Origin of the sequence: Corynebacterium sp. LK33 (assembly GCF_014334955.1) — a bacterium.
GTDB lineage: Bacteria > Actinomycetota > Actinomycetes > Mycobacteriales > Mycobacteriaceae > Corynebacterium > Corynebacterium jeikeium_D.
Window position 1 is genome coordinate 46653 of record NZ_PDGU01000011.1, and the last position, 14108, is coordinate 60760.

The 14108-nt window shown below is 59.0% G+C and carries 8 protein-coding genes and 1 riboswitch; of the genes, 2 read left to right on the plus strand and 6 right to left on the minus strand.

Going from position 1 to position 14108, the window contains the following annotated elements; genetic code table 11:
- Positions 1–226: 226 nt before the first annotated feature.
- Together CRD20_RS03560 and CRD20_RS03565 are read right to left on the minus strand one after the other, a co-directional pair.
- Entirely contained in the window at positions 227–5566 is a 5340-nt protein-coding gene (locus tag CRD20_RS03560; protein WP_187404831.1) for a G5 domain-containing protein, read from the minus strand.
- Between the two features lie 442 nt (positions 5567–6008).
- Positions 6009–7820, minus strand: a complete 1812-nt coding sequence (locus tag CRD20_RS03565; protein WP_187404832.1) for a BCCT family transporter — start codon at positions 7818–7820, stop codon at positions 6009–6011.
- Positions 7821–8029: 209 nt separating this feature from the next.
- Here CRD20_RS03565 and CRD20_RS03570 point away from each other — a divergent pair, with 209 nt between their 5' ends.
- Positions 8030–9616, plus strand: coding sequence for an alkaline phosphatase (locus tag CRD20_RS03570; protein WP_016421418.1), 1587 nt, complete (start codon positions 8030–8032; stop codon positions 9614–9616).
- A gap of 36 nt (positions 9617–9652) precedes the next feature.
- Here CRD20_RS03570 and CRD20_RS03575 read toward each other — a convergent pair whose 3' ends face one another.
- Genes CRD20_RS03575 through thiO form a run of 4 tightly spaced genes read right to left on the minus strand, consistent with a single transcriptional unit; the run spans position 9653 to position 13149 of the window.
- Positions 9653–10852 carry a ThiF family adenylyltransferase gene (locus CRD20_RS03575; RefSeq protein WP_187404833.1) on the minus strand — a complete coding sequence of 400 codons (1200 nt, stop codon included), beginning with the start codon at positions 10850–10852 and terminating at the stop codon, positions 9653–9655.
- Positions 10852–11697 carry a thiazole synthase gene (locus tag CRD20_RS03580; protein WP_141752745.1) on the minus strand — a complete coding sequence of 282 codons (846 nt, stop codon included), beginning with the start codon at positions 11695–11697 and terminating at the stop codon, positions 10852–10854. The genes CRD20_RS03575 and CRD20_RS03580 overlap by 1 nt, the downstream gene beginning before the upstream one ends.
- Positions 11698–11726: 29 nt before the next feature.
- Complete coding sequence (thiS, locus tag CRD20_RS03585) at positions 11727–11960, minus strand: sulfur carrier protein ThiS (RefSeq protein ID WP_187404834.1); 234 nt, start codon at positions 11958–11960, stop codon at positions 11727–11729.
- Between the two features lie 13 nt (positions 11961–11973).
- Positions 11974–13149 carry a glycine oxidase ThiO gene (gene thiO / locus CRD20_RS03590; protein ID WP_222866187.1) on the minus strand — a complete coding sequence of 392 codons (1176 nt, stop codon included), beginning with the start codon at positions 13147–13149 and terminating at the stop codon, positions 11974–11976.
- 7 nt (positions 13150–13156) lie between these two features.
- Positions 13157–13279: riboswitch (TPP riboswitch) on the minus strand.
- Positions 13280–13349: 70 nt separating this feature from the next.
- On the opposite strand from thiO, the gene CRD20_RS03595 reads away from it, so the two are divergent.
- Positions 13350–14108 carry a thiamine phosphate synthase gene (locus CRD20_RS03595; protein WP_070603955.1) on the plus strand — a complete coding sequence of 253 codons (759 nt, stop codon included), beginning with the start codon at positions 13350–13352 and terminating at the stop codon, positions 14106–14108.

Consider the following 14108-nt stretch of genomic DNA (forward strand, 5'->3'; position numbering starts at 1 on the left):
TCTAATGGTTCCTTTGGAGGTGGCGTCGTTGTTCTTCATCTGGCCTGCACATATGGAGTATCGGGGTCTGTTTCGTGTCACCTAGAAAGCAAACCAAGACCCAGTTACCACTTGCGAGTGCCATTCCGGTGGATTGAATGAAAAATGGCGAGAATACAGGAGTTCTCCTATATTCCCGCCGTCTCCTTTTAGGAGCTAGCAATGCGGCTCGAAAGCCTTGGTATCACTAGTTTTCATTCTGCGAGTGGCGCTTACGAACCGCTAGCAAAATACCACCAGCCAGCAACAGCATTGCTGCGATTCCTAGCGTGCCAGCGACCTTAGCGCCGGTGACAGCCAGAGAAGACCCGCCCTTGGAGCTGGAGCTCGAGGTGCTGCCACCCGAGCTGCTGTGACCCGAGGTATTTCCACTGGAGGAGCTTCCACCAGAGAGGCTACCGCTGGAGGAGCTTCCGCCCTTGGAGCTCGAGCCCGAGGAGCTAGAACCTGAGCTGCTTCCACCCTTGGAGCTGGAGCCCGAAGAGGAACCGCCCTTAGAGCTGGAGCTCGAGGAACTTCCGTCCTTACCCGGCTTGCCTGGCTTGTCATCCGGCTTACCTGGCTTATCGCCCGGCTTGTCGGGCTTACCCGGCTTGTCGGAATCACCTGGCTTGCCTGGCTTGTCCGGCTTGCTTGGCTTGTCACCTGGCTTACCCGGCTTGTCGGAATCACCTGGCTTGCCTGGCTTGTCCGGCTTGCTTGGCTTGTCACCTGGCTTACCCGGCTTGGTCGGCTCAGTCGGCTTGGTCGGCTCAGTCGGCTCGCTCGGGTCCGTCGGCTCAGTCGGCTCGCTCGGGTCCGTCGGCTCAGTCGGCTCGCAGTCGAGCTTGGTGCCCACGCGAATCACACGATCCTGCTTCTCCTTGAGAATCTCTTCAGAAGTTTCCGGCTCGCCCACAAACTCACCGTCCTCGAGATTCCAGGTGTTGGTGATCTCCTTCTCACCAGTGACACCAGGCTGATCCTCAATAACCTTGCCGGCTTCGAGGGTCTCGTCGTACTCGATGATGGTATCGAACGGAATCGGCGCAGTGTGCTTATCCGTCAGCTGGGCCTCACCCTCAGCAGGACCAACCTCGACAATGCGGTCGACAGGATCGCTGATTGTCTCAGACGAATCCTCCTTGGTCGCATTGCCGTCGCTATCAACCGTAATCGTGACCGTGTGCTTGATTTCTCCAGGAGTTCCCTCCTGAACAACCTTGGTTTCACCAGGTTCCAGATCCGGGTTAACGCGAACCAAGGTGTCGAACGGAGTCTTTTCAATCCACGAGTCAGACGTGGTTACCGGCTCACACTTTTCAGTCGGCTCGCTCGGGTCCGTCGGTTCAGTCGGCTCAGTCGGCTCGGTCGGGTCCGTCGGCTCGGTCGGGTCCGTCGGCTCAGTCGGCTCGCTCGGGTCCGTCGGCTCGCTCGGGTCAACAGGAGGCGTCGGCTCGCACTTGCACTTAGTGCCCACGCGAATCTTTCGATCCTGCTTGTCCTTAGTAACGGTCTCCGAAATCTCCGGATCGCCTACCGGCTCACCGTTCTCGAGCTTCCAGGTCTTGGTGATTTCCTTCTCACCGAACTCACCGGCCTGTTCCTCGACAACCCTGCCGACTTCCAGGTTCGGGTCGTACTCAATGAGGGTGTCGTACGGAATCTTCTCCGTGTGCTTATCCGTCAATGCGGTCTCGCGGCCCTTGGCCGGGCCAACCTCGATGATCTGGTTTACCGGGTCGCTGATTTTCTCAGAGGACTCATCCGTGGAGATTTCCCCGTTGTCAGCATTCACCTTAACGGTGTGCTTGATTTCGCCCTGCTTACCTTCCTGGACGACCTTGGTCTCACCAGGCTTCAGCTCAGGGTTGACCCGAACCTCGACCTCGAACGGAGTCTTTTCAGTCCACTCGATGGTCGTGGATGCAGGCTTGTCCTTGGTACCGACCTTGATGATCTTCTTGACCGGCTCAGCCACTCGCACGGTTTCGGTCTTGGAATCCACAACCGTCGAGTTTTCGATGGTCTGGGTCGTGGTGACCTTGTCCTTGCCTAGCTTGCCTTCCTGGACAGTCTCCTGCGTGCCAGCTTCCAGATTCTCGTCGAAGATAATCTCAGTCTCAAACGGGACGTCTACCTCGTACTCAGTAGTGTGAGTGCCCACGGTCTTCGTGCCAACACGGATAACCTGCTTGACCGGCTCCTTGGTGCGCTCAGTGGTCACCTTAGGGTCGCCGGACGGCTTGCCGTCCACAATCTTCTGAGTCGAAGTTTCGACCTCAGTTCCGAGCTGACCCTCCTGATCGACGACCTGAGTACCCTTTTCCAGGGTGTCGTCGAAAACAATTTCAGTCTCAAACGGAATCGGCTTCTCGGTCTTGGTCACCAGTTCCGATGGCTCCACGCCGGGACCATACTCAACAATGCGAGTAACAGGTTCCTTCGTGGTCTTCTCCTCGGTTACCTCAGCCTTGTCGCCCTTCGCGGTGAAGTTAGCAGTAAAGGTCTTCTCACCGTTCTCGCCTTCCTGGACAACCCTGATTTCACCAGGTGCCAGGTCCGGGTTCTCGCGAACCTCGGTCGGGTACGGAATCGGAACCGTCCAAGTTACAGTCTCGGCGCTTTCGCTTTCAGTAACCTTGGTTCCGATGACGACGACCTCATTAACCGGCGCCTCGGTCTGCTCCCACTGGCCGTCCTTGGTCATCTTTTCCTTGCCAGGAACGCCCTTGGTTTCAACCTTGTACTCGCCGGCAGGAATGGTGTCGTCGTACTTGTACTCGACCTTGAACGGGACCTCACGCGTCGGAACGTCGACAACGTTAACCACAGCGTAAGCGGTATCCGTAGAGCCGTCCTCGTAGGTCACGGTGACCGGAATCTTGACCTGGTCACCCGGCTTCGCATCCGCAGGGGCGGTTGCGGTGATCTCGCCATTGTCGTCAATACTGACAGTCCAACCAGCCGGAACTTCGCCCAGCTCGTATGGGTTGTCCTTGGCGACGTTTACGTTATCCGGCTTGTCGAGGTTTAACGGCAGCTTTGCGGTATCCCCCGGGTACACCGTCTCTGTTGGGTAAGACGGATCTGCTTCCCAGGCATTAGTCAGCTTCACGACGGTAGTAACCGGCGTCTGAGTAGCACGACCGCCTGGGGCATTAACCGTCACGGTGACGGTATTCTTGTCGCCCGGCTTCGCATCGGCCGGCGGAGTCGAGGTAACGACACCGGTGTTCGGGTCAACCTTGTACTCCCAGCCGTCAACATTCTGAGTGAGGACCGGCTTGCCGTCTTTCTGTCCGAAGGAGAAAGTAGAGCCCTCCGGCGGACCGTCGACATGATGTTCGACGGACTGACCCGGTCCAGTGGTCTGGACATCGTAGTTTGCCTGCAGGTCACCCTTAATAACGACAACGGTGCCTACAACCGTCTGCGGCTTCTGCTTGCCCTCATCACTGTAGTGCGCGAGGACTGGGACATTAAGAATGTCTCCTTCGTGCGCGTCCCTCGGAATGGTGGTCTTAATCTCACCAGTCTTCTCATCAACGTAGACAGTCCACGTCTTGCCATCCTCGCTCTTAAGGGTGGTCTGGTTAGTACCGTCCTCGAAGGTGTAGCGCGTCGGAGCCTCGTCGGAGGTGTTTCCGCTCAGCCCGCGCTCGGGGAGTTCCGGAGTGAGGCTGACGTTCGCATTTGGCTGACCAGTTACAGTGTCGTAAGTCGGGATCTTGATGTCCACGATGGCCTGGAACTGGACCTCGATCTCATCGGTGGTCTGGTCCGGATAGGTCGCCTTCACCTTTGGAGTGATGACGGTTCCCGGCGCGACAGAGTCGTCCGCCTTCGCGGTGACCTTACCTGTGTCGTCGACCTTGACGGTCCACCCTTCCGGGACAGTGGACGGGTCAATCTCAAACTTGGCCGGGTGAACCGGCTTATGGCCCTTCATGATGGACTTGGTGGTGATCTGAGAGGTGATGTCTTCATTCACCTTGCCCTTGGCAAGACCCGGGCGCACCAGGTCAGTGACCTGGGTATTGTTCGGGTCGACCACGACGAGCAGCTCAAGTTCATCGGTGGAGCCATTCGAGTATTCCACTATGACCTTCGGGCGTGCGAAGGTGCCCGGCTTCGGGTTTTCCGGAGCGGTGACGGTGACGTTGTAGTCCTCGTCCATCTCGACGGTCCAACCCTCGTAGACGTACTTCTCGTCCAGCTCGACCTTGGCCTCGAAGCCGCCGTCACCCTTCTTCTTCACCAGGTCCTTGATCTTATCTGGTACCTGCTTGAAGACGACCTTCTGTGGCTCGGTAGCCAGCGGGCCGGTCGGGCTGTCAACGCCCGAGATAATCGAAGCGTCCTCCTTGTCATACTTCGGGTCGTGGTACTCGGTGTCGTCCAGGGAGAACGCCTTCGAGTCGATGACGTTCGCCTTGTTGTAGCGGGTCAGCGAGTTGGAGCTGTCGAAGGCCTTGGAGTCGCCGAACTCATTGTTGTTCGCGCCAGCAGCCTGGAGCTGGTCAACGGTACGTGGCTTTGCCAGAACGGAGAAGTTCACGTTCTTGTCAGTTGCCAGGTCGGTACCGCGGTACTCAGGCCAGGTGAAGTAGATCTCGCCGGTCGTATCGTCGATACGCAGGTTCTTGGTGCCGCCGGACGCTGCCGGGTCGGTGGTGCCGATGAACTTGCCGTTGCCGTCGTAGGCCTCCACGACCATGCGGGACATGGAGTCATCCGTGCCGCCGTTCTCAACGGCAGGAACGTTGATCTTACCGACCTTGGTTTCCTCACCGGGGACGATAACGTGCTTTTCGAAGCTCTCCCACGAGACCGTGATCGGGTTACATTCGATGTTCTCGCTCGGCCACGGGTTCACGACGGCCGTAAAGCCTACGGATTCTCCCTGGGTGGCCCTAGCCTTTGGGCTAGGATTTTCCTGCTTATAGTCACCCTGCCAGGCATAACGAACCGGGTTCGCGGCAGTGGCCTCAGCGAACTGCTTGACTTTAGCATCGGTCAGTTCCGCGTTGAGGTTCAGGTTTCGCTGTTGCCTAGAGCCATCAATCTTGAGGAATTCGTCGGCCTTGTGTGTGACCTTGTCACCAAGGGTCTGACCGGCATTCATAGCGGGAATTTGAGCTACATCGAGGTAGTTCCCCATAAGGCCTGAATTGGTAAAGCTCCAATCAGCGAACGTGCGGTCCTTCGAGTTATCGAAAGAGACGCTCAAGCCCCACCGCGTTTTCGAGGGGCTGCTCGCAGTTGGCTCAGAGGTATACCAGCTGAAACCAGCCTGGCTGCCCTGCGGAGCGTTCTCCGAGACAACACACGAACCGGCCGGCAGGTCGGAGGCCTTCTGGGCATCCTTCTCCACCGCGCCGGACTTCTCGCGGATGCCACCGGAGAGTTCTGCAGCTACCGCCTCCGGCTGTGAAGAGACAAAATTCGGAGCAACTCCGATTGCACTACCAACTACGGCTGTGACTGTTAGCACAGCCAAAGGAGCGCGTACGGAGCGCTTCTTGAGCACTTCCGGTAATTTCATACGCATTTTGCGTCCTTATCCAATTTCCCTATCCTTACCCACCTGGTACGGGCCCGCTGGCACCTCGCCGATTCTGTTAGCGAGACTTTGATGTTCAACACCTGGATGTTCACCACCCAGAAAGCTCCATAACACTTCAGCATGAACCGTAAAAAGGGCGTTCACCACAGTTTAGCATGCAAAATTAACCCCATATACCCTGGTAATACCCCCAAACACCCCTGAAATTTCGGCGAAAGCAAGGCTTGACAAACTGACACAACGAATACAAAAACACCGCCCACCGAAACTACTTTTGGTTTCCGCTGGGCGGCGTTTTTATTTGGCTACAGCCTTTGCCTTCGCTCTTATCGATGCACTACTCACTGATGGCCACGCTACAGCGCACCGATAGGTGAATAGCGTGGCCACAAGTGCCGGGCACTACTGCGACCGTGCTCTCCTACGACTCAGACTTCGTCCCCGACTCCTCTGGGCTCTCTGATTCCGACTTTTCGCCAGACTCAAACTCACCTTCAACGACCACATCGGACTGAATAACAAGACGTCCCTCTTCATCGTGGGTGTACTCAAAGCGCGGCAGCTCATTGCCCTCTTCGTCGTAGCCCGGCGCGGGTACGGCTTCGTGCTTCTCCAACTTCTCCGGAGTATCGGTCTTCTCCCACTGGCGGGTAACCGGCTTGCGCACTGCCATGTGGTCATCACTCATGCCTTTGACCAAGGAGTACATCATCACAAAGTGGAGGAAGAAGAACGGTACACCGATGACGATCACCGCAGATTGCAGCGCTTCCAGTGCGGTTTCACCAGAAATCAGCAGCAGAGAAGCTGCCACAGCACCAATCATGACGCCCCACAGCACGCGGTAGAAGGTCGGAGCCTTGTTTTCCTCACCGGTAGACATCATGTCCATCACCATCGAAGCGGAGTCAATGGAGGTGACGAAGAAGATCATGATCACAAAGAGCGCAAACACACTGACAAGGGTCGCCAGTGGGTACTGCTCCAGCAGGATAAATAGAGCCGGCGAGGGATCCCCTCCTTCGACGACTGGTTCCGTCAGAATGCCCGGCTGCTCATCTTCCAGTTCGAAGCCAGCGCGGCCGAAGATGGAGAACCACATGATTGACACGATTGTCGGCAGTGCAATCACACCGGCAATGAACTGACGCACAGTACGGCCACGGGAAATACGGGCGACGAACATGCCCACAAATGGCGACCAGCAGATTGTCCAGGCCCAATAGAAGACCGTCCAGGCGCCCTGTTTCCAATTCGGGTTGACGTCGTAGGAGTCAGTCCAGAACATGATGCGCGGCAACGCATCCAAGTAGACACCTGTCGTATCGACGGTCTGGCGCAGCAGCGTCAATGTCGGGCCCATGAGCAGCACGAAGACCATCAATGCCATGGCTGCCCAAATGTTGGCATTGGACAACACCTTAATACCTTTGTCCAGACCGCGGGCCACGGAAATCGAGGCAATCACAATAATGATGGCAATCAGAATGAGCTGCACCATCGAGCTTTCCGGGGTACCGATTACACGTGCAGCACCGGAGTTAATCTGCAGCGCACCCATGCCCACCGATACCGCGATACCGACGACGGTACCGATGATGGCGACGGCGTCGATAAGCTTGCCCGGCCATGAGTAGATTCGGGCACCGAGCAGCGGCGCGAAGATGGAGGAGACGCGCGGCGGCAGGTGACGCTTGTAAATGAAGTACCCCAGCGCGAGCCCCGGCAGCGCCATGATGACCCACATGTGAATACCCAGGTGGTAGATGGTAAATGCCATCGCAGTGTTCTGAGCTTCGCGGCTCATCGGCTCTTGACCGAACGGCGGGTTGTAGGCATGGTTGAGCGGTTCAGCCACGCCCCAGAACATCAGCATGGAGCCAGTACCACCGGCGAAGAGCATGCCGAACCATTCGGCGATGGTGTATTCGGGCTCTTCGTCATCATCGCCAAGCTGGATGCGTCCGTAGCGGGACACAAACAAGCCGATGAGGAAGATAAAGCTTGCCGAGACACCACCGATGAACAGCCAGCCCATGTTAGACGTAACCCAATCGGAAGCGGCCGAGTAGGCATCCCGAGCGGTATCCCCCAGCGCTATGGTCACTGCCACAAAGAGGACAATGAAACCCATCGCCGTCGTGAAGATCAACGGGTCGGTCGGCAGGTTCTTAAGAAAACCGCCCGACTTCTTTTCTTGCGTTTTTACTTGTGGCGTTTGTGTAGATCCCATTATCGGGGTCAGCGCCTTTCACTTCTAGATTGTCTGTCTCAGAAAAGACAGCTCGGAAGACACATTCCTCCCAAGTCGGTTATCTACGTTACAAAAGGAAGCCCAGTCATTCTCAATAACTAAGCCTTTGTGCTGTAATTGCGACTTTTTCCTTCGAGTTCACGCTGGTTTAACTGAACGTCAAAGTGGAAAACCTATCGTTCGACTCCATGCAGCTTTCCCGTCGCAGCGCTCTACGTTTAGGCGCATCCACCGCACTTGCCACTTCAGTCACGCTCGCTCATGCCTCTAGAGCTGCGGCTTCAGCTACACCGGGTTCGCCGTCACTGGCCTCCCCAGGGTTACTGCGTTCTCGGCCACAGCTCACCCACGGCGTTGCAAGTGGCGATATCCGCGGCGACGGCGCATTGATTTGGGCTCGCTCAGACCGCCCCGCCCATATGGTGGTTGAAACTGCTGCAACTGAGAGCTTCCAGAATGCCAAGGTATTCCGCAGCAACTCTCTGTTAACTCCAGATACTGACGGCACCGGACGTTTACGTGTCGTCGGTCTCGAGCCAGGACAGGAAATCTTTTACCGCGTCACGCTCGAAGAGGCAGATACTGGAATCTGCTCTGATCCCGTTATTGGCACCTTCCGTACTGCCCCAAACCGCGCATCCAACATCCGCCTGCACTGGTCCGGCGATGTCGCAGGTCAGGGTTGGGGAATTAACGACGAAATCGGTGGCTACACCGGCTTTTCCACCATGATGGAGCGCAATCCAGACCTATTCATTCACTCAGGCGATACCTGCTATGCCGACGGTCCGCTGGATGAATCCGTCACGCTTTCCGACGGCACTGTGTGGCGCAACCATGTCACTCCGGCCAAATCCAAGGTTGCTGAAACCCTCGAAGAGTATCGTGGCCAGTACTCCTACAACCTCATGGACAAGAACTACTTGGCCTTCAATGCGCAGGTTCCGCAGCTAGTCCAGTGGGATGACCACGAAACAGTCAACAACTGGTACCCCAACGAAGTCCTAGACGATGATCGCTATACCGAGCGCGATGTCAACACCCTGGCCAAGCGTGCCTACCAAGCCTTCCATGAGTGGCAGCCAATTGATCAGCAAATGGCTGTAGATGGGCGCGTCTACCGCAAGGTTTCCTACGGCCCGTTGCTAGACATCTTCATTCTGGATATGCGCAGTTACAAGGGAGAAAACACTTCCAATAATCCGCGCTCGACAACCGAAGAACCAATCCTTGGCGAAAAGCAGACCAACTGGTTAATCGACTCCCTCAAGGACTCCCGCGCGACGTGGAAGATTGTTGCTAATGACCTACCGCTTGGAATCATCGTCCCCGACGGCGACGATGGTGACCAAGAAAGCGTATCCAATGGTGCCGCCGGTGCACCTGCAGGACGTGAACGTGAAATCGCCCGCCTGCTCAGCGCCATTAAAGATGTTTCAAATGTCGTCTGGCTCACCGCCGATGTGCACTACACCGCGGCTCACCACTACAGCCCAGAGCGCGCACAGTTCACCGACTTCGCACCCTTCTGGGAATTCGTCTCCGGTCCTCTCCACGCGGGCGCTTTCGGCCCCAACGAAATGGACTCGACCTTCGGGCCGAAGGTGGAGTACGTCCACGCACCGGGTAAAGACAATGCCAACGCCGACCCCACACAGGACTTCCAGCACTTCGGCGAAGTCGATATCGACGGCGACTCACGCGAGATGACCGTCCGTCTGCTCACCACTCGTGGCACCGAGTTGTGGTCGACAACGCTGAAGCCGCAGGCGTAGGCACACTGTTCAACAGCGCGTGGCGGTAGCCACTAATTAGTGCGTTCCGCCACGCTTTACGACGGTCTCCTGCCCCGCAGCCTGCCAGGCCACAATGCCCCCGTCCAGATTGATGAGCTCCGGTATGGCGCCATCAGCCTCAATCTCGCTGGCCAACAGCTCAATTGCCTGTTGCGAGCGGGCACCCGAGTGGCAGTGAATCAGAACTCGTGGGTAGTTCGACTGGAGGTTCCGCTCAGCCCACGCTTCGCGAATCGCAGCCCACCCACGGCTGCGAATGTCGCCGAGTGGCACAAGCACAGATCCGGCAATGGCAGCCTCCGCGTGTTCTTCAGGCTCGCGTACATCGATGAGAGGCACACCCTCGGCAAGAAGCTCGTGCGCCGTGTTGGGGCCAATGCTGCGCATGCTCTGCGCCGGGGCCTCCTCGTCCTCGGTCCACGAAGCTGCGCACACCTGCGCAATTTCGGTCAAGTCGGAAACGGGTTCGCGCTCCGGGTCGGCCGCAAAGGACAGTGTGCGGGTGGTTGCCTCCAGGGCGTCGATAAGCACGAGTTTGCCGACGGCGACCTTGCCGACACCGGTGAGCACCTTGATAGCTTCGACGACCATCATGGAGCCGATTTGTCCGACCATTGCGCCGAGGACACCGCCTGCGGCGCACGACGGCACGGAGCCGGGGTCGGGGATGTCGGGGTAAAGATCGCGAAGCATGGGGCCGTGGCCAGGCCAGAAGACGGACAGTTGCCCTGCGAACTGCAGGATTGTGGCCCAGACCAGCGGCGTTCCGGTCAGCTCCGCGGCATCGGAGGACAGGTAGCGCGTGGCGAAGTTGTCCGCGCCGTCGAGCACTACATCGTGAGTGGCGAAGAGCTCCTCAGCATTGTCGACGCTTAACCTGCCGACGATTGCGGTCACCGATGCCTCGGAGTCAAGGCGCCGCACGGCATCCGCGGCAGATTCGGCCTTCGGGCGACCAATATCGGACTCACGGTGAATGACCTGGCGCTGAAGATTGGACTCGTCGACCACGTCATCGTCAATGATGGTGATGTGCCCGACCCCTGCCCCGGCCAGGTACAACAGCGCAGGCGATCCCAAGCCGCCAGCTCCGATAACGAGGACGCGGGAGGCTCGCAAAGTTCGCTGACCCTCGGCACCAAAGCCCGGCAATGTTAGGTGCCGTGCGTACCGGCGCAGGTCGCGGTCCGAAAAATTGACACCCTGCTCCGCCATTACAGAGAATCCTGCTCGCGTGCGCCGCTGACGCGCTCAGTGATGATTCCCTCAAACGACGAGCTCGCCTGGGCCAGTCGACGCCGTGGGATGCGACCCGACTCGCGAGCAGTCAGGCCTGCCTCAACGCCGAAGCGCATCGCTGTGGCCATGCCCACCGGATCATGTGCACGGGTCACTGCGGATGCCAACAGCACTGCATCGCAGCCAAGCTCCATCGCCTGAGCTGCCTCAGACGCGGTACCGATGCCCGCATCCAGGATGATGGGCACATTCGCGCGGTCCACAATCAGCTCGATGTTGTGTGGGTTAAGAATTCCCAGGCCAGTACCAATAGGCGAACCCGCCGGCATGACAGCTGCACAGCCCAGATCCTCCAGCCGCTTGGCCAGCGCCGGATCGTCGTTGGTGTAAGCGAAGACGACGAAGTCGTCAGCTACCAACTGCTCCGCTGCCGCAACCAGCTCGACCGGGTCCGGCAGCAGCGTGTCCTCGTCGGCGATGACCTCGAGCTTCAGCAGGTTGGTTTCCAGCGCCTCGCGGGCCAACTGCGCAGTCAGCACCGCGTCACGAGCGGTATAGCACCCCGCAGTATTCGGCAGCGCCGCAATATTGTTGCGCTGCAAAATCTCAAAAACGTTCTGCTTCGTGCCGGGCGTAAAACGGCGCATCGCCACCGTAGTCAGCTCGGTGCCCGAAGCCACCAGCGCGCGCTCCAGCGTATCCATGCTGGTCGCACCGCCAGTTCCCATAATCAGACGGGAGTTCAACTCCAGCCCGCCAATGCGCAGCGGTTCGCGTGTAAGTCCGCTCGCCGCCCCGGTTTCGTTTGCCTGTGCGGACATATTTGCTTGTGCGGAATTCTCGGTCATCTCTAGCCTCCCTGAACTGCTGTCACGATGTCGATGGCACCTGCCACGGGCGTGCTCGCCCACTTGGCTCGCGGGATTACCGCACCGTCCACGGCTACCGCGATTCCCAGGCGGGTGCCGTCCGCGGCGGTGCCGTCGTCGTTAAGCGCGTGCCCCGTATGCTTTGCGACGAGATCTGCGACCATCTCCCCCTCAGCCGGTGTGTAGCCTTCGCCATTGAGTGTTGTGGTGGACATAAGCGAGCCTCCTCTAATCGCTGAAGCGGAATGGATTGACGGCGGAAAGAAGCGCCGGGTCGTTGTCAGTTTCTCGACCTGCGACGACATCGGCCGTGAGCTTGGAACCGATGGCCGTAAGCAGAATGCCGTGACGGAAGTAGCCGGTGGACACGGTCAATCCAGGAACCACGCGGCCAATCATGGGGACATCGTCCGGGGAGCCAGGCCGGGCGCGGGCGGTCATCTCGTAGATTTCGCAGTCGAGAATGCCGGGCACCAGGCGGTATGCGTCGCGGAGTAGCTGGTGGACTCCTTCGGCGGAGACACCGGTCAGGTCATCTTCACGCGAGGTTGCGCCGAGCACGACGGTGCCGTCAGCACGCGGGACGATATAAACCGGACGCCCCTGAACCACACCGCGAATAGTGCGGGTGACCAGCGGCTGCAAGTGCTCCGGCACCCGCAGACGCAGCACATCCCCATAGACCGGGCGCAGCGGCAGATTCAGATTCTCCGGCAGGCCAGTGATGTCGGCGGTGTTCAGTCCCGCAGCCAGAATGACCTCATCGGCGAGGTAGTCATTTCCGTCCGCACCGCGCAGCCCAATGGCTTGGCGGGGGTCGGCATCGGAAGCGTAAATAACCTCTTCCGCGCGGGTGCGGGTAACGCGGTCTCCCAGAATGGTCAGCAACGCCTCGGCGAGCAGACGCGGAGTGACCTGGTGATCTCCCGGAATATCCACCGCACCAACACAGCCCGGCCCCAGTGCCGGTTCTGCCCGGCGCGCCTCGGTAGCGGTGATGCGGTTGATCTCCATGCCCATGTCGTGCTGCAGCTCAACAAGCTCGCTGAGTGTCTGCCGGTCGGCGGCATCACCCGCACACACGAACGTGGAATTCTCGATATAGCCAACATCGTGGCCCGATTCCTCGGCGATGGCGAGGGCAAAGTCGCGGTAAAGCTTGCCCGACTCCACCATCAGCGGATACAGCGTCGGCTGATCCCACACGACTTCGGCCACCGGCGCCAGCATGCCAGCTGCGGCGAAGGTTGCGCCGGAAACGGGCTCGGCATCGAGGACGGTCACATCGAATCCCTGGCGGAGTAGTCTCCATGCCGTCGCCAAGCCGATAATGCCCGCGCCTGCGATAACAACGCTCGACGACGTCTCCCCTGTGCCGCCCTCACTTGTCGAGGCAGCACCCATAGCGGCAGCATTCACTGCCATTCCTCCCTCCGGCGGCATAACCCGCATCAGGTAAAAGCGGTCGGCGTTACTCGCCCTCTCAGCCAGCGGCATCTCATCGATACCGAGTACGGCTCCCGCGGAACGTGGTACTCCCCCATCATATGACTTCGGACTCACCGCCACGACACCGCATCCCCAACCTCGCCTAACATGGGGACATGAACGCCTCATCAGCCGCCACTCGCACAACACGACGCGCCCTGCTTGCCGACGCCCGCCTGTACCTCTGCACCGACTCGCGCGCATCCCGCGGTGATCTGCGCGAATTCCTGCACGCCTGTTACGAAGGCGGCACCGACATCATCCAGCTGCGCGACAAGAAAGTCGACACCCGCGACGAGATTGCCGCTGTGGAGACCCTCGCCGAGGTCGCCGCTGAACACGGCAAGCTCTTCGCCGTCAATGACCGCGCCGACATTGCCGCACTGACCGGCGCAGACATCCTGCATGTGGGCCAGGAGGACCTCACCACCGAGCAGGCCCGCCAGATCGTTGGCCCCGAGGTTCTCATCGGCCGATCCAACCGAAATCTGGACATGTTCGCCGCCTCGCTTGCCGACGATGGCATCGATTACGCGGTAATCGGCCCGGTGTATGCCACCCCGACGAAGCCCGACCGTCAACCCGTCGGAGTCGAGATGGTCCGTGAAGCTGCGGCACTGGTACGGAGGGTGCGCGCTCAGGGATCAGCGGAGTCCCACCAGGATTCCGTGGCCGATATTGTGCGCCCACACGACCGCGGCGCAAGTGACCCGGTAAAGCCATGGTGGGCAATCGGCGGTATCAACGCCGAGACCGCCGGCGAAGTTATCGCCGCTGGCGCGGAGCGCATTGTGGTGGTTCGCGCACTGACCGAGGCAGAAAATCCGGAAGAGGCAGCGTGTGCTCTGCGCGCTGTGGTTTCACCAAGGAGCTAG